At 61.4% G+C, this 21,070-nt stretch carries 17 protein-coding genes; 10 read left to right on the top strand and 7 right to left on the bottom strand.

The window, feature by feature from the left end; translation table 11 throughout:
• The first annotated feature begins 19 nt into the window (after nt 1-19).
• The 3 genes from ACSQ2W_RS13445 (at nt 20) to ACSQ2W_RS13455 (ending at nt 3,355) form a co-directional block, all read left to right on the top strand.
• A complete protein-coding gene (locus ACSQ2W_RS13445; protein WP_436086684.1) occupies nt 20-1,117 on the top strand; it encodes an ABC transporter ATP-binding protein in 1,098 nt (365 codons plus the stop codon).
• Nucleotides 1,117-3,048, top strand: coding sequence for a beta-galactosidase (locus tag ACSQ2W_RS13450; RefSeq protein ID WP_436086685.1), 1,932 nt, complete (start codon nt 1,117-1,119; stop codon nt 3,046-3,048). The genes ACSQ2W_RS13445 and ACSQ2W_RS13450 overlap by 1 nt, the downstream gene beginning before the upstream one ends.
• A 79-nt stretch (nt 3,049-3,127) precedes the next feature.
• Nucleotides 3,128-3,355: a DUF6500 family protein gene (locus tag ACSQ2W_RS13455; protein ID WP_436086686.1), complete on the top strand. Its 228-nt coding sequence runs from the start codon at nt 3,128-3,130 to the stop codon at nt 3,353-3,355.
• A gap of 270 nt (nt 3,356-3,625) precedes the next feature.
• Here ACSQ2W_RS13455 and guaD read toward each other — a convergent pair whose 3' ends face one another.
• The 6 genes from guaD to xdhA all read right to left on the bottom strand — a co-directional run bounded on the left by guaD (nt 3,626) and on the right by xdhA (nt 12,493).
• Nucleotides 3,626-4,933, bottom strand: a complete 1,308-nt coding sequence (gene guaD, locus ACSQ2W_RS13460) for a guanine deaminase (protein WP_436086687.1) — start codon at nt 4,931-4,933, stop codon at nt 3,626-3,628.
• A complete protein-coding gene (locus ACSQ2W_RS13465) occupies nt 4,930-6,168 on the bottom strand; it encodes a urate hydroxylase PuuD (protein WP_436086688.1) in 1,239 nt (412 codons plus the stop codon). The genes guaD and ACSQ2W_RS13465 overlap by 4 nt, the downstream gene beginning before the upstream one ends.
• 81 nt (nt 6,169-6,249) lie before the next feature.
• Nucleotides 6,250-7,179, bottom strand: coding sequence for a LysR substrate-binding domain-containing protein (locus tag ACSQ2W_RS13470; RefSeq protein ID WP_436086689.1), 930 nt, complete (start codon nt 7,177-7,179; stop codon nt 6,250-6,252).
• 363 nt (nt 7,180-7,542) lie between these two features.
• On the bottom strand, nt 7,543-8,358 hold the full coding sequence (xdhC, locus tag ACSQ2W_RS13475; protein ID WP_436086690.1) for a xanthine dehydrogenase accessory protein XdhC: 816 nt from the start codon (nt 8,356-8,358) through the stop codon (nt 7,543-7,545).
• A gap of 12 nt (nt 8,359-8,370) precedes the next feature.
• Nucleotides 8,371-10,713 carry a xanthine dehydrogenase molybdopterin binding subunit gene (gene xdhB, locus ACSQ2W_RS13480; protein ID WP_436086691.1) on the bottom strand — a complete coding sequence of 781 codons (2,343 nt, stop codon included), beginning with the start codon at nt 10,711-10,713 and terminating at the stop codon, nt 8,371-8,373.
• Between the two features lie 307 nt (nt 10,714-11,020).
• Complete coding sequence (xdhA, locus tag ACSQ2W_RS13485; RefSeq protein ID WP_436086692.1) at nt 11,021-12,493, bottom strand: xanthine dehydrogenase small subunit; 1,473 nt, start codon at nt 12,491-12,493, stop codon at nt 11,021-11,023.
• A gap of 224 nt (nt 12,494-12,717) precedes the next feature.
• Here xdhA and glpK point away from each other — a divergent pair, with 224 nt between their 5' ends.
• The 6 genes from glpK to sbmA all read left to right on the top strand — a co-directional run bounded on the left by glpK (nt 12,718) and on the right by sbmA (nt 19,140).
• Nucleotides 12,718-14,211 (top strand): glycerol kinase GlpK, encoded by a 1,494-nt coding sequence (glpK, locus tag ACSQ2W_RS13490; protein ID WP_436086693.1) that lies wholly within the window; start codon nt 12,718-12,720, stop codon nt 14,209-14,211.
• Between the two features lie 53 nt (nt 14,212-14,264).
• Nucleotides 14,265-14,468: a PIN domain-containing protein gene (locus ACSQ2W_RS13495; protein WP_436086694.1), complete on the top strand. Its 204-nt coding sequence runs from the start codon at nt 14,265-14,267 to the stop codon at nt 14,466-14,468.
• Between the two features lie 118 nt (nt 14,469-14,586).
• A complete protein-coding gene (locus ACSQ2W_RS13500) occupies nt 14,587-15,639 on the top strand; it encodes an LLM class flavin-dependent oxidoreductase (protein ID WP_436086695.1) in 1,053 nt (350 codons plus the stop codon).
• Nucleotides 15,640-15,717: 78 nt separating this feature from the next.
• Nucleotides 15,718-16,467, top strand: a complete 750-nt coding sequence (gene map / locus ACSQ2W_RS13505) for a type I methionyl aminopeptidase (RefSeq protein WP_436086696.1) — start codon at nt 15,718-15,720, stop codon at nt 16,465-16,467.
• Nucleotides 16,468-16,529: 62 nt separating this feature from the next.
• Nucleotides 16,530-17,753: an MFS transporter gene (locus ACSQ2W_RS13510; RefSeq protein ID WP_436086697.1), complete on the top strand. Its 1,224-nt coding sequence runs from the start codon at nt 16,530-16,532 to the stop codon at nt 17,751-17,753.
• A gap of 124 nt (nt 17,754-17,877) precedes the next feature.
• Nucleotides 17,878-19,140, top strand: coding sequence for a peptide antibiotic transporter SbmA (gene sbmA, locus ACSQ2W_RS13515; protein WP_436086698.1), 1,263 nt, complete (start codon nt 17,878-17,880; stop codon nt 19,138-19,140).
• An 11-nt stretch (nt 19,141-19,151) separates the two neighbouring features.
• Here sbmA and ACSQ2W_RS13520 read toward each other — a convergent pair whose 3' ends face one another.
• A complete protein-coding gene (locus ACSQ2W_RS13520; RefSeq protein WP_436086699.1) occupies nt 19,152-20,162 on the bottom strand; it encodes a polysaccharide deacetylase in 1,011 nt (336 codons plus the stop codon).
• Nucleotides 20,163-20,299: 137 nt separating this feature from the next.
• Here ACSQ2W_RS13520 and ACSQ2W_RS13525 point away from each other — a divergent pair, with 137 nt between their 5' ends.
• The gene (locus ACSQ2W_RS13525; protein WP_436086700.1) at nt 20,300-20,887 is read left to right on the top strand and encodes an NnrU family protein; all 588 of its coding nucleotides are present in this window, start codon (nt 20,300-20,302) and stop codon (nt 20,885-20,887) included.
• Nucleotides 20,888-21,070 lie beyond the last annotated feature (183 nt).

A 21,070-nucleotide genomic window follows, 5' to 3' on the forward strand; every position in this document is an offset into this window, starting at 1 on the left:
CCATCGAAAGGCAGGGCCAATGGCTGACGTCATGCTCCGCAATGTCACCAAGCAGTTCGGCTCGGTCAGCGTCATCAAGGGTGTCGATTTTTCCATCGCCGACGGCGAGTTCTGCGTCTTCGTCGGTCCCTCCGGCTGTGGCAAATCTACGCTGTTGCGGATGATTGCCGGACTTGAGGAGATCTCGTCGGGCGAACTCAGGATCGGTGGCAAGGACATGACCCATATCGGGCCGTCCGATCGCGGCGTGGCGATGGTGTTCCAGTCTTATGCGCTCTATCCGCACATGACCGTCGCCGACAATATCGGCTTCGGCCTGCGCATGACCGGTCACGACAAGGCGGAGATCGAAAAGCGCATGCAGCGCGCCGCCAAGATGCTGCAGCTTGAGCCGCTGCTTGCCCGCAAGCCGTCGCAGCTTTCCGGTGGCCAGCGCCAGCGCGTCGCCATCGGCCGCGCCATCGTGCGCAACCCGGAAGTCTTCCTGTTCGACGAGCCGCTGTCGAACCTCGACGCGGCGCTCAGGGTGCAGATGCGCACCGAGATCAGCACGCTGCATCAGGATCTGAGAGCAACGATGATCTACGTCACCCACGATCAGGTGGAAGCCATGACCATGGCCGACAAGATCGTGGTCCTCAGCGCTGGATCGATCGAGCAGATCGGCTCGCCGCTGGAACTCTACCACCGGCCCAATAACATCTTCGTCGCAGGCTTCATCGGCTCACCGAAGATGAATTTTTTGAAGGCGACGGCAGCACCCGCCGGAGATCAGATTCGGGTCAACCTGCCGGGCAATGTCGATATCCTGCTGCCAGCCGGCAATGCCCGCGTCAGCGAAGGGCAGAGCGTGACGCTCGGCATTCGCCCCGAGCATATCGATGCCGACGGTCGGGACGGGGCCATTCTGCCGGCAAAGCTCCGGCTCGCCGAATATCTCGGCTCCGAAACCATGTTCTATGTCAGCCTCGGCGACGGCACCGACATTGCCGTCAAGGCCGATGGTCTTGCCACAGCACATCCGGGCGCGGATTTCCGCATCGGTATCCCAGCCAAAGCCTGCCACCTTTTCGACGCCTCCGGCGTCGCCATCATCAACGGAGATCTGACGAAGTAATGTTGGGCGTTTGCTATTATCCGGAACACTGGCCAGAAGCGTGGTGGGCGAAAGACGCCCGCCGCATGCGGGACATGGGCATTTCCTTCGTGCGCATCGGCGAATTTGCCTGGTCGCGGCTGGAGCCGAAGCGCGGCACGTTCGATTTCGGCTGGCTCGACCGAGCCATGGATACGCTGGGTGCCGCCGGGCTGAAGGTCGTGCTCGGTACGCCGACGGCGACGCCGCCGAAATGGCTGATGGATGAATATCCGGAGATCGCGCCGGTCGATCAGAACGGCCATGTGCGCGGTTTCGGCTCGCGCCGGCACTACACCTTCTCCTCAGAGGTCTGGTGGCGTGAAAGCGCTCGCATCGTCGAGATCATCGCCAAGCGTTACGGCGAACATCCGGCGCTGAATGGCTGGCAGACGGACAACGAATATGGCTGCCACGACACGACGCAATCCTGGGGGCCGGAAGACCTGAAGGCGTTCCGCCGATGGCTGAGGCTGCGCTACCAGTCGACCGACCAGCTCAATGAAGCCTGGGGCAATGTCTTCTGGTCGATGGAGGTGGCGAGCTTCGAGGACGTCGTGCTGCCGAACCTGACCGTCACCGAGACCAATCCGGCGGCGCGGCTCGATTTCTGGCGCTTCCAGTCCGGGCAGGTGGCCGCGTACGACAAGATGCAGTGCGAGATCATCCGCAAGCATTCGCCGGGCCGCTGGATCACCCATAATTTCATGGGTTTCGTCAACGATTTCGATCACTGGAAGGTCGGTGAAAATCTCGATATAGCCTCGTGGGATAGTTATCCGATCGGCTTCGTCGAGAAATTCCCATTCAGCCAGGAAGAGAGGAACCGTTGGGCGGAAACCTCGCATCCGGACATCGCGCCGTTCCACCACGATCTCTACCGCGGTGTCGGCCGCGGCCGTTTATGGGTCATGGAACAGCAGCCGGGACCGGTGAACTGGGCGCCGTGGAACCCGGTGCCGAAACCCGGCATGGTACGGCTCTGGACCTGGGAAGCGCTGGCGCACGGCGCCGAAGTCGTCAGCTATTTCCGCTGGCGCCAGGCCCCGTTCGCGCAGGAGCAGATGCATGCGGGCCTCAACCTGCCGGGCTCGGACGAACTGTCGGCTGGCGGCCGCGAAGCCGAGTTGGTCGGCCGCGAGATCATCGAAACGGGCGAGTTGCCGGGAACGGAGCAGGCGCCGGTCGCGATCGTCTATGACTACGAAACCTATTGGGCGACGGCAATCCAGCCGCAGGGCAGGGACTTCCAGTATCACGACCTGGCCTTCCGCTGGTACGAGGCGGTGCGCAAGCTCGGTCTCAACGTCGACTTCGTGCCCCCGGGCGCGCCGCTCGACGGTTACAAGCTGGTGCTCGTTCCGTCGCTGATGATGATCTCGGAAGCCGCCCTGCAGGCCTTCAGCGCCGCCGAGGGCATCGTGCTCTACGGCCCGCGCTCAGGCTCGCGCACGCGCCAGTTTGCCATTCCTGAAAACCTGCCGCCAGGGTCGCTGGCTGCGCTGACTGGCGTTCGGGTCACGCAGGTGTCATCGCTGCGCCCGGGACTGGACGATGCAGTATCAGGCGCTGTCTCCGGAGCGGCCATCCGCTGGCGGGAATATGTCGAGACGGAAGGCGACGTGCTCGCGAAGTTCACCAATGGCGATCCGGCGCTGACGGCCAGGGGTGGGCATCACTACCTTGCCTGCTGGCCGGATCAGGAACTGCTGCAGCAGGCGCTCGCTCATCTGGCGGCGAAGGCCGGGCTGGAGACGGTTGCGCTGCCCGATCATATCCGACTGCGCCGGCGCGGCGGGATGACGTTTGCGTTCAATTACGGGACGGAGGTCTGGACGAGCCCCGCCCATGGTACGCTGGTTCTCGGCGAGGCTGAGGTGAAGCCGCAGACGGTCGCGGCCTGGAAAGAATAGGCAATCGGTGTCATTCCCCTTGCGCCTTGGCCAATCTCCCTCACAACGGGGGATTGGAAATCACGCATAGGATGAGTGAATGAGAGCCAGCTTGAGGCAAAAAATCGTGGAAGTCTGCGATCGCAAGATTGCAGACAAAGGTCCGGGCGTCGGACTCTCCTTCTACGCTTTCTTCGCGAACAAAAATGATGACCCCGAATTGCTGATGGAGGCGGCCGAATGGTGGATTCGTACGCATAAGTTGGATCATTTCGAGAAGGCTGTGAAGATCAAGGAGATGGTGGAGGAGATGGGTTGGGGATACTGACCGCGGAACGATCCCCACTTAAAAGCCCCCCTTTTTTCCGCCCATTCGATGGAGAAGGCCTCAGCGAGGCGCAGCGGTAGTCTCGAGCCGTTCAGGCCGAGATTGCTGAACTTATGCGGGCATCTGCGGGCGCAAAAACAATCCGGCCCGCCGCCGATCTTGTCAGCCGTATAAAAGACAACCGAGACGTGCCGTCGCGGCTGAGGGGATCGCCGAGGGTCACCCACCCCGGCGCTTCGCTCCGACCCTCCCCCTCGAGGGGAGGTGTTTTCAAAGCCCAGCCTTTGCCGCCCTACCCGCCACATACGTCTCGGCAATCGCCCGGTCGTCACCCATGGTTTGCAACAGGAAAAGCTCGTCAGCGAGTGAGTTCACCACTTCCGCTTTCAGCGCCATGGCGGGTGTCGCCGCCATGTTCAGCACGATGAAATCGGCATCCATTCCGGGCTCGAGCGTGCCGATCTTGTCTTCGAGCGATAGAGCCAGCGCGTTGCCCAGTGTCATGTAGTAGAAACTCTCGAACGGGTTCAGCCGTTCGCCCTGCAATTGCTGGATCTTGTAGGCCTCGTCCAGGGTGCGCAGCATCGAATAGCTCGAGCCGCCGCCGATATCGGTGGCGACGGCAACGCGCACAGGTTTCTCGCGGTTGACCAGCTTTTTCAGCGGGAACAGACCGGAGCCGAGAAAAAGATTGGAGGTCGGGCAGTGGACGGCGACCGAGCCGGTCTCGCTCATGGCGTCCATCTCACGCGCCGACAGATGGATGCAGTGGCCGAACAAGGTTTTCGGGCCAAGCAGGCCGTAGCGGGTGTAGACATCCGTGTAGTCGACGGCCTCGGGATAGAGCGAGCAGGTGAAATCGATCTCTTCGCGGTTTTCCGAGAGATGCGTCTGGATGTGAAGATCGGGAAATTCGCGCGCCAGAGCTTGTGCCGCAGACATCTGCTCGGGCGTCGAGGTGATGGCGAAGCGCGGGGTGATCGCCACGTGGTTGCGGCCCCTGCCATGCCATTCGGCGATCACCGCCCGGGTCTCGTCGTAGGCCGTCTCAGGCGTGTCGAGCAGCGCCTGCGGCGCGTTGCGGTCCATCATCACCTTGCCGGCGACCATGCGCATGTTGCGGCGCAGGGCTTCCGCGAAGAAGGCATCGGCGGAGGTCTTGTGCACCGAGCAATAGGCGACCGCCGTGGTCGTGCCGTGACGCACCATTTCGTCGAAGAAATGTGTCGCGATACGCTCAGCATGCGCCGTCTCGACGAAGCGGCATTCCTCCGGGAAGGTATAGGTGTTCAGCCATTCGAGCAGGTTGGCGGCATAGGAGCCGATCACCTGCATCTGCGGGAAATGCAGATGCGTGTCGATAAAGCCGGGCAGTATGAGGTGGGGCCGGTGATCGATTTCCACCGCGTCATCGGGCGCCTGCGCCTTCACGGCGTCATAAGCGCCGCTCGCGAGGATGACGCCGTCTTCAACCAATAGGGCGCCATCCAGCTCGTAGGCATAGGCGTCCTTGTCCTGCAGGCCCGCGGGGGCGTGCTTGAAACTCAGCGTGCGTCCGCGAATGAGGGTCGCTGTCATTCTGTCCTGCCTTCAGAAACCGAGCTTTCGAACCACGCCGTCAGCAGTTTACGCTCATTCACCGTCATGTCAGTAATATTGCCCGGCGGCATGGCGTGGCTGCGGCCGGCCTGGATGTAGATGTCGCGGGCACGCGCGACAATCTCCGCGTCGCTCTCCAGTATGACGCCGTTGGGCGGTCGGTTGATGCCCTCATAGACGGGTTCCGCCGAATGGCACATGGAGCAACGGGTCGTGACCGTATCCTTCACTGCTGGGAAATGCGCGTTTGTTGCGAACTGCCGGAAGGCCGGCGACACTTCGGCCGAGGCTTCGCCGGTAAGGACCTTAGGCGCTGTCGATAGCCACATGATCAGGATGAAGATCACAAGCGTGACCAGCCACGTCCAGGTCGGTTTGCCCTTGCGGGCATGGGTCGTGTTGAACCAGTGGCGGATGGTGACGCCCATCAGGAAGACCAGTGCCGCGATCACCCAGTTATACGCGGTCGCGAAGGCGAGCGGGTAGTGGTTGGACAGCATGAAGAAGATGACGGGCAGCGTCAGGTAGTTGTTGTGCAGCGAGCGCTGTTTGGCGATGACGCCGTATTTCGGGTCGGGCGTGCGCCCGGCGATCAGATCAGCGACGACGACGCGCTGGTTCGGCATGATGATGAAGAAGACATTGGCCGACATGATCGTCGCGGTAAATGCGCCGAGATGCAGGAAGGCGGCGCGGCCGGTGAAGACCTGCGTATACCCCCAGGCCATCGCCACGAGGGCGACATAGAGGATGCCCATCAGCGTCCAGGTGTTCTTGCCGAGCGGTGATTTGCACAGAAGATCATAGAAGATCCAGCCGATACCGAGCGAGGCGAGCGAGATCAGGATCGCCGTGGTCGCGGAAATATCGAGCACATGCCGGTCGATCAGGAAAAGGTCGGCGCCGCCGTAATAGATCAGACAGAGCATGGCAAAGCCGGAAAGCCAGGTGACGTAGCTCTCCCATTTGAACCAGGTGAGATGTTCCGGCATGGCTGCTGGCGCAACGAGGTATTTCTGGATGTGATAGAAGCCGCCGCCATGCACCTGCCATTCCTCGCCATAGGCGCCGGCGGGCAGATGATCGCGCTTCACGAGGCCGAGATCGAGCGCGATGAAATAGAAGGAAGAGCCGATCCAGGCGATGGCGGTGATGACATGCAGCCAGCGGACGGCAAAGGCCAGCCATTCCCAGGCTATGGCGAATTCATACATACAGGTCCCCTTTCATCCTCCGCCGCGCCACCTTGCGAAAAAACGAAGGCCGGGGGAAGAGGGCGATTTCGTCGTCAAGCGCTATTTGCGCAAGCTGTTCGTCTCCGGATCGAGCTCGCCCAGAATCCAGTCGCGGAATGCGCGGATTTTTAGCGTGTTGCGGCGCGCATGCGGATAGGCAAGCCAATAGTCATGACCGTCGCTGCAACGCAATTCGAAGGGCTGATAGAGCCGGCCGAGCGCTACGTCGTCCATGTAGAATTCCGGCGTCAGGATGGCGACGCCCTGTCCGGCAACTGCCGCGCGTGCCTCGAAGGTCTGTGCGCCGAGCCTGCTCGTCGGCCTGCCGTCAAGGTCCGGGTCCTGGATGCCGGCGGCTTCGAACCAGAGCCGCCACCACGGGTCGCCGGCGTCGATGATCCTCAGTTTCAGGAGATCGCGTGGTTCGTGAATGCCGCCGATCGTCTCGGCGAGCGCCGGGCTCAGCATCGGCGTGAACTGGATGCGCATCAACGGATGGCTGTCGAGGCCCGGCCAGACGCCGGTGCCGGATCGGATGGCAAGGTCAGCCGCTCCTGTCGTGAGATCGACTATCGTCTCGCCGGTCGTCAGGCGCACCGCGATGTTCGGATGCGCCAGCTGAAAGGAGCCGATATTGCGGGCGAGCCATTGCGAGGCGAATGTCGCCGTCGAACTGATCAGCAATGCGCTGTCCACATCGCCCCGCGCCGACAGCACGGCCTCCTGCAGCATTTCGAAGGCTTCGGTGACGCGCGGCGCCAGTCGCTGGCCAACCTCCGTCAGCGTGATCTGCCGCGGCCGCCGTAGGAACAACGGTTCGCCGACATTCTCCTCGATCAACTTGATCTGATAGCTGACCGCCGTCTGGGTCATGCCGAGTTCTTCGCCCGCGCGAGTGAAACTGCCGAGCCGAGCCGCGGCTTCAAAGACGCGAAGCGCGTTCAACGGGAACTGTTTCGACATTTTCACGGATAAGTTCTCTTGATGCATGCAGACGGTTGTTCGATTGGAAGTTGAGCACGTTTGCGCGCATGCTGCAATCACATTCACAGAAACACAGGGTGCCATCATGGATTGCCAAGCAATTGAAAAATTTGAATCTATGCCGCGATCTCGGGCTGGAGAATGGCGTTCTATGCTGGCGAGGATGCTGCGCGGTCTTCGGCTTGGCTACCCGAAACTTGATCTCGAAGTGATGTCAGATCACATGAAACGAGACATGGGTTTTATGGACGGGCGCGACCCGCGTCACCATTAGGGCCTGCCACCGGCTCGGCGGTGTGTTCGAGCCGGCGGGGCCTTGCGGCGCAGGCGCGCGGGGGGCGCTGTGCTGATCCGCAACAGCGACCCGCATCAGTTGCGCTTACGCCTCTCCAAGGCGACAAGAATCTCAGCCGATGTCATGGCGGCGATGACGGCAGGGCGTTTGTCACTGACAGCCTTGCCGCCGATCGGCAGCACCAGCCTGCCGATTGCGTCATCGCCCAAACCCTCTTTTCGTGCCCAGCTTGCGAAGGTGGCGCGCTTGGCTTTCGAGCCGATCATGCCGACATAGGCGAGATCGTCGCGTGCCAGCGCTTCCCTGGCGATCAGGAAATCGAGCGCGTGGTCGTGGGTGAGGATGACAACGGCCGAGCCCGGCGCGATATCCTTGACCATCGCTTCCGGAATGGCGACCAGCCGATGGCTGGCACCGGCTGACATGAGGTCGAGCTCGCTCTTTCGCGTTTCCACGGCATAGGTCTTCAGCGGCAACAGCAACAGGGCATCGGCCAGCGCCCGGCCGACATGGCCGGCACCGAACAGCCAGACTTCCGGCAGCGACTCCAGCCGCTTCTTCAACCTTGCGTCAAGCGCTGCGCGGGAAGCCTCATCGCCGATACGGAACGATAAGATCACGCGGCCGCCGCAGCACTGGCCGATATCGGGACCGAGCGGAATATCCATCTCGAGCTGGTCACTGACGCCCGCAAGAAGCGCCCGGGCATTGTCGATCGCCAGATGTTCCATCTGCCCGCCGCCGATTGTTCCATGCGTGTCCGTCGGCGAAACCAGCATGATGGCGCCTGCCTCGCGTGGCGTCGAGCCGAAGGTCTGCTTGATCTCGACAACGACCAACTTGTATTCGCGCTCAAGGAAGGCTTCGAGGCTGTCGGCGGCATAGTTCATTTCAATTGCTCTTCACGCTTTGGTCGCACGCAGGCGCTCCACCGCCATCAGCACCCGTTCCGGTGTCGCCGGCGTATCCAGTCTTGGGCATTCGCGGTAGTCCGCGACGCTGGCAACGGCCATGGAGAGCGCCTCCAGCACCGAGATCGGCAGCATGAAGGGCGGCTCGCCGACGGCCTTGGAGCGGCCGATGGTCATTTCGGCATTTTCGGCCCATTCTGCCAGCTTGACGTTGAATATCTTCGGCCGGTCGGAGGCGAGCGGGATCTTGTAGGTCGACGGCGCATGGGTGCGCAGGCGGCCCTTATCGTCCCACCAGAGTTCTTCCGTGGTCAGCCATCCCATGCCTTGAACGAAGCCACCCTCCACCTGGCCGATATCGATGGCGGGGTTGAGCGATTTGCCGACATCGTGCAGCACGTCGACGCGGTCGACCATGTATTCGCCGGTCAGTGTATCGATGGAAACCTCCGAGACGGCGGCTCCATAGGCGAAATAGTAGAATGGCGTACCGCGGCCGGTGTCGCGATCCCAGTGGATTTTCGGCGTCTTGTAGAAGCCGGCAGCGGACAGCTGGATGCGGGCGAAATAGGCTTGGCTGATGAAGTCGGCGAAGGGCACCAGTTCCTCGCCAATCTTCACATGGTTCGGTACGAAGGCGACATTTTCCGGGGCCGTCTGCCAGCGTTCGGCGGCGAAATCGACGAGCCGTTCCTTGATCTGGCGGGCCGCGTCATAGGCCGCCATGCCGTTGAGGTCGGAGCCGGAGGAGGCGGCGGTCGCCGAGGTATTGGGCACCTTGCCGGTCGACGTCGCGGTGATCTTCACATTGCTGATATCGACCTGGAAACTGTCGGCAAGAACCTGCGCCACCTTGGTATAGACGCCCTGGCCCATCTCGGTGCCGCCGTGGTTCAGGTGGATCGATCCGTCCTTGTAGATATGGACCAGCGCACCTGCCTGGTTGAAGGCGGTCATGGTAAAGGAGATGCCGAACTTGACCGGCGTCAGCGCGATGCCCTTGCGGATCACCTGGCTCGTCCTGTTGAAGGAGATGATCGCCTTGCGGCGCGCCTGATAGTCGGCGTCCACCTCCAGTTCGGAGACGATGCGGTGGATAATGTTGTCTTCGATCTGCTGGTGATAGGGCGTGAGGTCGCGGCCCGACCCTTTTTCGCCGTAGAAATTCAGCTTGCGGATGTCGAGCGGATCCTTGCCGAGCGTATAGGCGATCTCCTCGATGATACGCTCGCCGCCGATCATGCCCTGCGGCCCGCCGAAACCGCGATAGGCGGTATTGGAGACGGTATGCGTCTTCAGGGGCTGCGAGGTCAGCTTCACATGCGGGAAGAAATAGGAGCTGTCGGCGTGGAAGAGGGCGCGGTCGGTGACCGGGCCGGAGAGATCGGAGGAATAGCCGCAACGGGCGGCATAATTCGCCTTCACCGCATGGATGCGGCCCTCGTCGTCGAAGCCCACATCGTAGTCGACAAGGAAATCGTGGCGCTTGCCGGTGGCTGTCATATCCTCGTCGCGGTCGGGACGGAATTTGACGGCGCGGTTGAGCTTCTTGGCTGCCACGGCCGCCAGAACCGCAAACTGGCTGGCCTGGGTTTCCTTGCCGCCGAAGCCGCCGCCCATGCGCCGCACCTGTACCGTCACGGCATTCGAGGGCACGCCGAGCACATGGCCGACCATGTGCTGCACTTCGCTCGGATGCTGGGTCGAGGACCAGACGGTGACTTCGTCGTCTTCGCCGGGAATGGCAAAGGCGATATGGCTTTCGAGATAGAAATGCTCCTGGCCGCCGATGCGCATGCGGCCAGCGAGGCGGCGAGGCGAGAGTTCCAGTTCCGCCTCGGCATCGCCGCGCTGCAATGTGAGCGGCTTGGTAACGAGCTCCGCGCCGTTTTCAAGCGCATCGGCGATATCGGTGGAATGCGGTAGGTCGCGATAGGTGATCTTCGCCTTGCGCGCCGCCCGGCGGGCAACATCGCGGGTTTCGGCGATCACGGCAAAAGCGGGCTGGCCATGGAACTGGACAAGGCCATCGGCAAGCACCGGCTCGTCATCCAGATGGGTGGGGCTGATGTCGTTGGAGTGCGGCATGTCCTTGGCGGTCAGCACACAGACGACGCCGGGTGTTGCTTCGACCTCCGATAGGTCCATGGCGAGGATTTCGGCATGGGCGCGGTCGGTCATCCCCAGCGCGCCATGCAGCGTTCCGGCCGGTTCCGGAATGTCATCGATATAATCCGCGGTGCCGGAGACATGCTTGTGGGCGCTGTCGTGGCGCAGTGCCGAATGCATCGGTCCGGCGATCGTCTTGCGCTCTTCGAAGGTGGATTTGTCCATCAGCAAGGACCTCCGGTCCGTCGCATTGTCCGACTGGGCGAAGACAGACGAGATTCCGTCGCCTGTTTTGCGGCCTTCATTTGTGCCGCCGGAATACCCCCCTCTGTCGGCCTTGCCGACATCTCCCCCTCAAGGGGGGAGATCGGGAGCGCGCTGGGGCGTTCTCGCATTTGCGGGTCGTTGCGAGGCTGCTTGCTTTTCGAGAGCGATACGGCAAGCAATCTCCCCCCTTGAGGGGGAGATGTCACGAAGTGACAGAGGGGGGTGGCTCCGCCGGACCGGCTGGGGGGCGCTGAGAGTTGGATCGTCATGCCGTCACCTCGAACCGGACAAGCTCGGCCCTTTCACCTGACGTTTCCACGAAGAACCGCAAGAGCAGGTTCTTCGCCGCCAGCATGCGATAGGCCGCTGTGGCGCGCCAGTCGGTGAGCGGCTGATAATCTTGTTCGAACGCGGTTTGGGCAGCCTTCACCGTCTCTTCGTTCCAGAGCCTGCCGACCAATGCCGCTTCGACATGGGCCGCCCGTTTCGGCGTTCCGGCCATGCCGCCAAATGCGATCCGTGCCGACGTCACCAGGTCGCCGTTAAGCGCGATACGGAAAGCGCCGCAAAGGGCGGAGATATCCTCGTCACGACGCTTTGAGACTTTATAGACGGAGAACAGATCGCCGCCGGGCAGGCTGGGCACGAAGATGCTTTCGACGAATTCTCCGGGCCTGCGATCCTGACGTCCATATTCGATGAAATAGTCCTCAAGCGGAACTGTTCGCTGCCCGGCCTTCGATCGTAGCGTGACACTTGCATCGAGCGCGATCAGGGGCGGCGGTGTGTCGCCGATCGGCGAGCCGTTGGCGACATTGCCGCCGATCGTGCCCATATTGCGCACCTGCTCGCCGCCGAGCCGGTCGAGCAATCGGCCAAAGGCGGGATAGCGCGCCGAGATCAGCTTGAAGGCCGCGGAATAAGTCACGCCGGCGCCGATGGTGATGCCCTCTTTTGTCTCCCGGATCGACTGCAACTCCTCGATGCCGTTGATGAAGATGACCGGACTGATCTCGCGCATCTGCTTGGTGACCCAGAGGCCGACATCGGTGGAGCCGGCGACCATGGTTGCCTGCGGATAGGTGTCGAGAACCTCGGCCAGGGCCGAGGCCGAGCCGGGAACGATAAGTCTTGCCGCGTCATCGCCGATCAAGATCGTCTCATCGTTGCGCATTGCCTTGAGGCGCGCTGTAATATCCCGCCGCACCTTGATGAGAGGGTCGAACACAGCATCGGGCCTCATCTTGCCGACCGCTTCGGCCGCTTTGACAATCGGCTCGTAACCCGTGCATCGACAGAGATTGCCTTGCAACGTTTTTTCGATATCGGCGCGGCCGGGATTGTCCTTCGATAGCCACAGTCCGTATAGCGACATCACGAAACCGGGCGTGCAGAATCCGCATTGCGAGCCGTGATAGTCGACCATGGCCTGCTGAACCGGGTGTAGCACGCCGTCCTTTGCGGCTAGATGCTCGATGGTCACGACATGGGTCGCATTGAGCGATCCGGTGAAGCGGATACAGGCATTGACGCTTTCGTAGACGAGATCGTTACCCGCGAGCCGGCCGACGAGCACGGTGCAGGCACCGCAATCGCCCTCGGCGCAACCTTCCTTGGTTCCCGTCAGTCGCCGTTCGAGACGTAGGAAATCGAGCAGCATTCCCGTTGGCGACACTGACGTCAGCGCGATGTCCCGGTCATTCAGAATGAAGCGGATGCTGCCGGCGGATTGGGTCATGCGGTCTCTTCTTGTTAATTCGACTCTTGAAACTATGCCTAAAACCGGCAGCGTGACAATTGTGTTTTTGCCGTTGTCGCCATTGCTTTTTGCGGGGGCGCAAACGCGTTTTAACTTGCGTTTTGTTTTCGTTTGACATTCGTTTTTGTATCGTATTGAAGTTTTTGAACTGGCTTGCCGTCTTGAGGAGAGAAGCGAGCTCAAGAAACGCTGGGAGGGGCAGAATGAGCGGATATGTTCTCGCGATCGATCAGGGCACGACGTCGAGCCGCGCGATCGTTTTCGACGCGAAGCAGAGGGTGGCCGGTTCCGGGCAGAAGGAATTCAGGCAGCATTTCCCGAAATCCGGCTGGGTGGAACATGATCCCGAGGAAATCTGGGATACCGTCGTCTGGGCGATCAGGGAAGCCATCCGCAAGGCCGGCATCAAGGCGAGCGAACTTTCAGCGATCGGCATCACCAACCAGCGCGAGACCGTCGTCGTCTGGGAACGCGCCACCGGCAAGCCGATCCACAATGCCATCGTCTGGCAGGACCGCCGCACGGCCTCCTATTGCGACAAGCTGAAGCGTCAAGGGCTGGAAAAGACCTTCACGAAGAAGACCGGGCTGCTGCTCGACCCCTATTTCTCTGGCACCAAGCTCTCTTGGATGCTCGCCAACGTGAAGGGCGCGCGCACACGCGGCGCCAAGGGTGAGCTCTGCTTCGGCACGATCGACACATTCCTGATCTGGCGGCTGACGGGCGGCAAATCCTTCGTGACGGATGCGACCAATGCCTCGCGCACGCTGATGTACAACATCGCCGGCAACGACTGGGACCGCGATCTGCTCGAAATCCTGCGTGTTCCCGAAGCCATGCTGCCGCAAGTGCTCGACTGCGCGGCCGATTTCGGCGTGACCGACGCCTCCATCTTCGGTGCGGAAATCCCGATTCTCGGCGTCGCCGGTGACCAGCAGGCAGCCACCATCGGCCAGGCCTGCTTCCAGCCTGGCATGATGAAATCGACCTACGGCACCGGCTGCTTCGCACTTCTCAATACCGGACAGGACATCGTCCGCTCGAAGAACCGGCTCCTGACGACGATCGCCTATCGTCTCGACGGCGAAACCACCTATGCGCTGGAAGGCTCGATCTTCGTTGCCGGTGCCGCCGTACAGTGGCTGCGCGATGGTCTCAAGGTGATCAAGGCCGCACCCGATGCCGGTACGCTTGCCGAAAGCGCCGATCCGTCGCAGGAGATCTATCTCGTTCCGGCCTTCACCGGCCTTGGCGCGCCGCACTGGGATCCGGACGCGCGTGGCGCAATCTTCGGCATGACGCGTAACACCGGCCCGGCGGAGTTTGCCCGCGCAGCCCTCGAAGCGGTCTGCTACCAGACGCGCGATCTGCTCGACGCGATGTACAAGGACTGGAAGAGCGACGGCAAGGAAACGGTGCTGCGCGTCGATGGTGGCATGGTGGCCTCCGACTGGACCATGCAGCGTCTCTCCGATCTGCTCGACGCCCCGGTGGACCGGCCGACGATCCTTGAAACCACCGCCCTTGGCGTTGCCTGGCTCGCCGGCAGCCGTGCAGGGGTGTGGCCGAACCAGAAGGATTTCGCCAAATCCTGGGCCCGCGATCGCCGGTTCGAGCCGAAGATGGACGAGAAATGCCGCACCGGCAAATTGAAGGGATGGCGGAATGCGGTGAAGCGGACGTTGAGCGACCTTTGAATTGATATGCAGCGCAGGCCTCCATCCTGCGCGCGTTTTTCGACGGGCATGTAATGACGGCCTTCCATGGGCGCATTCTCTCAGTCGATGTGGAGATTGCGAAAAAATGTGCAGCGTTGCATGTTCCCGACCGCCGCCCTGACGCCGGAGCGCTCATCGCAGCGACAGCCCTTCATCACAATTTCATTCTTGTTACACGCAACACACGCGATTTCATGAGCACCGGTGTGCAGCTCCTCAATCCGTGGGAAACATGAGGCTCAGGGAAACGCAGTGTTTCAGCTTCCGTGCTGTGATATCCCACCAAGCATGACTATCTTTGAGCTCAAACAACGGCTTGCCCGCAAATCGGGCAGACCAAACAGGCAGGATGCCATGGAACTTGGGCTTTACACATTCGGAGATGTTCACCCCGAGGCGCCGGGTGGGCGCGGCAGGGAGGGTGAGGAGCGGGTGCGTCACCTGATCGAGGAAATCGAGCTGGCCGATCAGGTCGGCCTCGATGTCTTCGGGCTTGGCGAGCATCACCGGCCGGACTATGTCGCGTCTGTGCCGGCGATGATCCTCGCCGCAGCTGCGTCGCGCACGAAAAACATCAAGCTCACCAGCGCCGTCACGGTGCTGAGCTCGGACGATCCGGTCCGGGTGTTCCAGCAGTTTGCGACGCTTGACCTGATCTCGAACGGCCGCGCCGAAATCATGGCCGGCCGCGGCTCGTTCATCGAGTCCTTCCCGTTGTTCGGTTACGATCTTGAAGACTACGACCAGTTGTTTGCCGAGAAACTGGACCTGCTGCTTGCCATACGCGCGGGCGAGAAGGTGACTTGGGCTGGTGAGAAACGTGCGCCGATCAACGGCCGTGGCGTTTATCCGCGCCCGCTCAACGATCCGCTGCCGTTGTGGATCGCCGTTGGCGGCACGCCGCAATCGGTGGCGCGCGCTGGTGCGCTTGGCCTGCCGGTAGCGCTGGCGATCATCGGCGGCGAGCCGGCCCGCTATGCGCCGCTGTTCGATCTCTACCGCGAAGCCGCGCGCCGGGCCGGGCAGGATGCCTCCAAGCTGAAGACCAGCATCAATGTGCATGGTTTCATCGCCGACACGACGGAGACGGCCGCCGATCAGTTCTATGGCCCGCAGGCCGAGGTGATGAACCGCATCGGCCGTGAGCGTGGTTGGGGTCCGACCAATCGGGCACATTTCAACCAGGCGATCGGGCCGAACGGCAATCTGTTCCTCGGTGATCCTGAAACGGTCGCGGAAAAGATCGTCCGTCATCATCGCATCTTCAAGAATGACCGGTTCCTGCTGCAGATGGCGATCGGCCTGATGCCGCATGACCAGATCATGCGCGGCATCGAGCTTTACGGCACGAAGGTTGCGCCACTAGTGCGGGCAGCGCTGGGGGCAAAACAGGCGGAGACCGTCTGATCTCGGCGATTTTCCTGTCAAGGCCATCTGGATTGGTCGCTTTCGGCGCGTTACATAGACCGCCGAAAGCGAGAAACAATGACCCTCAACAATGACGAAGACCTGGCGCGGCTGAAGGAAATCGGCCGCATCTGCGCCAATGCCGTACAGATCATGGGCGCCGCACTCGAACCGGGCATCACCACGGCGGAGCTCGATGCCATCGGCCGCAAGGTGCTCGAGGATGCAGGCGCCCGTTCCGCGCCGGAACTCACCTATAACTTTCCCGGCGCCACCTGCATCAGCGTCAATGAAGAGATCGCCCATGGCATTCCCGGCGCGCGCGTCATTCACGCGGCCGATCTGGTCAACATCGATGTCTCGGCCGAGAAGAACGGCCTGTTCGCCGATACCGGCGCCTCGTTCGCCGTTCCACCGGTCAAGCCGCAGATCGAGCGGCTCTGCCGCGACGGCAAGCGCGCCATGTGGGTCGGTCTGAACGAGGTGAAGGCGGGCAAACCGCTGGCGGCGATCGGCAATGCCATCGGCAGTTTTGCCAGGAAGAACCGCTATACGCTTGTGACCAACCTGGCGAGCCACGGTGTCGGCCGCTCCTTGCACGAGGAACCGACGGAAATCGCCACCTGGCCGGACAAGCACGAGAAGCGCAGGATGACCGACGGCATGGTTTTCACGGTCGAGCCCTTCCTGTCGCTTGGCGCCCAATGGGCCGAGGGCGGCGATGACGAATGGACGCTCTACAGCGAGCCGCGCGCGCCGACCGTCCAGTACGAGCATACTGTGGTCGTCACGCGCAACGGGCCTCTGGTCGTCACCCTTCCGGGTTGATCCGCAAGAGCTGCTATTCACGTCCTGAACAACATTATCAAATTTTGTCGTTTGTCGTCGCCATGCTGCATTGCGATAGATGTGGCATGACTACGCTCGACCGCCCGCTAGACGAGGGCCTTGCTCCCACCGCTTTTGCCGGCGCAATCGCCATGGCGGTTGCCATGGGCTTCGGGCGCTTTTCCTATACGCCGATCCTGCCTGGCATGATGGCCGATCTCGGCCTGACACCCGCCGACGCGGGGATCATCGCATCCGCCAATTTCATCGGCTATCTGCTGGGAGCCATTGCTGCGGGCTTTGGCTGGGCGGAGGGAAGGGAGAGGCCGATCGCCCTTTCGGCGCTGGTTGCGACGGCGGTGCTGCTCGTCGCCATGGGGTTGACATCGTCGCTGCTGTTGTTTTCCGTCATCCGCTTTCTTGCCGGCGTGGCCAGCGCCTTTGCGATGATCTTCACCTCGGCGATCGTGCTTAGCAGAGGGCTTGCCGCCGCCAATCCGCATGTCCAGTCGGTGCATTTCGGCGGTGTCGGCATGGGCATTGCGGTTTCGTCGTTGATGGTCTTCCTGTTGCCCGCCGGCGGTTTCGGTGTTTTTGCAAGCTGGCAGGCGGCCTGGTTCGGCGGCGCCGTCATTGCCTGTCTCGGCACGATCATCGTGGCGGCGCTGCTGCCTGAAGGACCTGCAGGGCGGGGGAACGGCGAGAAGGAAAAACCGCTCGTCTGGACCCGGCCGCTTGTCGTGATCACGCTCACCTACGGCTTGTTCGGCTTCGGCTATGTCATCACCGCGACCTTCCTCGTCGCCATGGCGCGCCAGGGCGCAACCGACCATACCGTCGAGTTTCTCGCATGGCTGATCACGGGTCTCAGCGCCGCAGTGTCCGTGCATGCCTGGCGCCGCACCGTGCCACGGCTCGGCATCGTCGGGGTTTATCTTGCGGGCCTGTTGGTCGAGGCTATCGGGCTTATTCTGGCGGTCGCTCTGCCTTCGCCATACGCGCCCCTAATCGGCGGCCTGATGCTTGGCGCAACCTTCATCATGGTCACCGCCTATGGGCTGCAGATCGGCCGGGCACTCGCGCCGCAAAGCCCGCGCAAGGCGCTCGCCTTCATGACCGCCGCCTTCGGCGTCGGCCAGATCGTCGGGCCGCTCGTCGCCGGCTGGCTTGCTGAAAGCAGCGGCAGTTTTACCGCACCGACCCTGCTGGCGGCGGGGGTGCTGCTTTTCTGCGCAGCGCTCACCTGGGTGGAGATGCGCCGCATCGTTATCGCCACAGGCGCATGAGCGGTTCGCTATTAAATAACGGTAACATTAGCTTGACGTGATTGGCAGGGGATGGCTTTTGCCCTAGGTTCCGGCGTATCGAGAAGGTGGGTATCTGCCCATCAAGAAACGCGAGTACCACGCCTTGTTCCATTCCTTCTTTCCCAATCCGAAGCTGTTCTTTCCCTCCGCACTGCTTTGGACAGTCGTTGTGGTCGCCATATGGTACACGGTCGGGGCTGACATCGGGGGGCAGTTCGGTCTGCCGCAACTTGGCCCCGGTCAGGAGGCCCCCATCGGCCTTGGGCATTTCTTTACAACGGCCTCAGTCTGGTTCTATATCTATTTCATCTCCTCCATGCTGCTCTTCTGCCTCTTCTGGCATTTCTACGCAGCTGAGCACCCCTGGAAATCATGGTCGGTCTGGGGATCCACCTTCATCATTTTCACGGTCTATTTCTCGGTCGATATCAGCGTTGCACTCAACAATTGGCGGCGTCCGACCTATGATCGCATTGTCGAGGCGTTGAAGGCACCGAACACTGTTCAAGCCTCGGAAATCTATGGCTATGCCTTCATCTTTTTCCAGCTCGCCACCGTCTATATTGTTTCGGCTGTCCTGATCAGTTTCTTTACCAGCCACTATCTGTTCCGTTGGCGTACCGCCATGAACGATTTCTACTATTCGGTTTGGCCCAAAGTGCGCCATATCGAGGGCGCTTCGCAGCGTATCCAGGAAGATACGATGCGATTTGCGACGACGGTCGAAGGGCTTGGCGTCCGGCTGATCGATTCCGTTATGACGCTGATTGCGTTTCTGCCGGTGCTCCATGCCCTGTCGAGCAGCATCAAAGAATTGCCTATCGTCGGGGCGATACCGTATCCGCTTGTCATCGCGGCGATTGCCTGGTCAATCTTCGGTACCGTCATGTTGGCCCTCGTTGGGGTGAGGCTGCCCGGCCTGGAGTTCCGCAATCAACGTGTCGAGGCGGCGTATCGAAAGGAGCTCGTGTATGGTGAAGACCATGTCGACCGTGCTCAACCCCTGACGATCCGTGAATTGTTCAGCAATGTCCGCAAGAACTATTTCAAGCTGTATTTCCACTACACCTACTTCAATGTCGCCCGATATTTTTATCTGCAGACGGACAACATCTTCCCCTTGTTCCTTATGGTTCCGTCCGTCGTTGGGGCGACGATCACCTTTGGCCTCATGCAGCAGATCCAGGGCGCTTTCTCGCAGGTTACGAGCTCTTTCCAGTACCTCGTCAATTCCTGGCCGACGGTGATTGAGCTGATTTCGATCTACAAACGTCTTCAGGCATTCGAGGCCGCGATGGAGGGGGAACCTCTGCCTGCAATCGACCGCGAATTTATCGAAGCCGGCGAGAACGAAAGCCTGGCCTGATATTCATGAAACTATTGGGAGGCGGCTTCGGCCGCCTTCTTCTCATTGGCGATCAGGGGCAACGCCTCGGCATAGCTGACGCAGGCGACGTCGGGCTTGCCGCAGGTATCGGTCAGGAACCGGTCGAGCGCCCGCCAATAGGCGCCGCCATTCATCTCGACGAAGTGGAAACCGAGTTGCAGCGGGACGCGGCCGCCCTGGTATTGCGCGTCAAAGGCCTTCCGGTAGGCCTCGATCGCGCGCTCTTCGAAGGCGGCGCTGTCCTTGCGGTTTTCCACGCCCATCGAATGGCGGATGAAGAGATTGTAATCCATGCCGATCACCCGGCGCTGCTGCGGCCCCTCGGGAATGAGAGGCAGTCCGAAACGCGGCATGCTGTCCTCGTCCGACGGCCAGCCGGGGCCCTTGGTGACGAGGCTGGCATCATAGGTGAAGCCGGCCTTTTTCAGCGCAGGTAGCAGGCCGTCGCTCACCGACAGATAGGGCGCGCGAAATCCCTTGATGTCTTTCGCCGCGAAATCCGCCCAGCCCTCGGGCTCCTCGCCTTCGATGCCGCCCGTTTTCCAGGCATTCAAGAGCGCCGTGTGGAAGGCTGTGAATTCCTGTTTCCAATCGGCCGCGCTCCAGCCCTTGCCGTCGAAATGGCCGCAGGCATGGCTGCCGATATCGTGGCCGGTTTGGTGCGCCTGCCAGATGTAGCGGACACGGGCCTGTACTTCCTCGCGGCTTAGGGCGAAGCCGACATTCGAGCGTCCGGCCTTTTGTCCGGGGGCCCGATACGTCTTGCCGCCCTCCGCTTTCGCCATCAGAAAGGTGCAGGAGAGGAAATAGGTGAAGTGCGCGCCCGTTCGCTTGCCGATCTCCAGGCTTTTTTCCCAAAGCCTGTTGTCGTGGGCGCCGTCGAAGGAAATGATGACAAGCTGTTTTCGGCCTGCCGGGGCCGGTGGTTGCATCGCATGGGCGAAGGTGGGGACCAGGGCCAAGGCAAGAGCAAGGCCGGGAGCGGCGGAAAATCTGGGCATGCGGAAACCTTGGAGGGCAGATGCGGAGCAGCGACCCCTGCCGCAAGAATAAGGCAATCCTTTGATCGTGCTGGAATCTTGACTCTGATCCGGCTATGCGAGGGGATAGAAATCTCACAAAACGGCGGATGGGCTTCATGACACTTCTTCTTCTGGGCATCGTCATTTTTCTCGGCATGCATCTCGTGCGCGTCGTTGCACCTGGCCTGCGTGCCTCGGTCATCGAACGTCAGGGCAAGGGCGCCTGGATGGGAATCTATGCGGTCATCAGCCTCGTCGGCCTTCTTCTGATCATCTACGGCTTCGGCGAGGCGAGGGCGGTCACCGGCATGCTCTACAACCCGCCGGTCTTCCTGAAACACATTTCGCTGCTTTTGATGTTACTTGCCTTCATCTGTCTTGCCGCCGGCTTTTTGCCGGCAGGCCGCATTGCAGTCGCGGTCAAGCATCCGCAAATCCTGTCGATCAAGATCTGGGCGCTCGCCCATCTGCTTGCCAATGGCGAGACATCCTCGGTGCTGCTGTTCGGCTCGTTCCTTGCCTGGGCCGTCATCCTGCGCATCTCGCTGAAGCGGCGGCAGCGGGCGGGTGAGAAGGTGCTTCCGGTTTTCCGTTCCGCCTCCAACGACCTGCTGGCGGTGATCATCGGTGTCGTCGTCTATGGACTATTTGTCTGGAAGCTGCACGAGTGGCTGATCGGCGTTGCTCCGATTGTCTTGAGCTAAAGGGGGCTAATACCAAGGATCGATGATAGGAACCCATAGGATGGCTCATGCTGGCCTTTCGGCTAGGCGCGTTTCGAAGAGCGATGCTTTCGCATCGGTCGAGGGACGCAACAACGCCGAAAGGCCAGCATGAGCCACCTTCGGTCGGCTTCTCTTCGCTTCCGGCGGCGTCGAGGCTCTTGC

The sequence above is a fragment of the Pararhizobium sp. LjRoot255 genome, assembly GCF_964252905.1.
Classification (GTDB): Bacteria; Pseudomonadota; Alphaproteobacteria; order Rhizobiales; family Rhizobiaceae; genus Pararhizobium.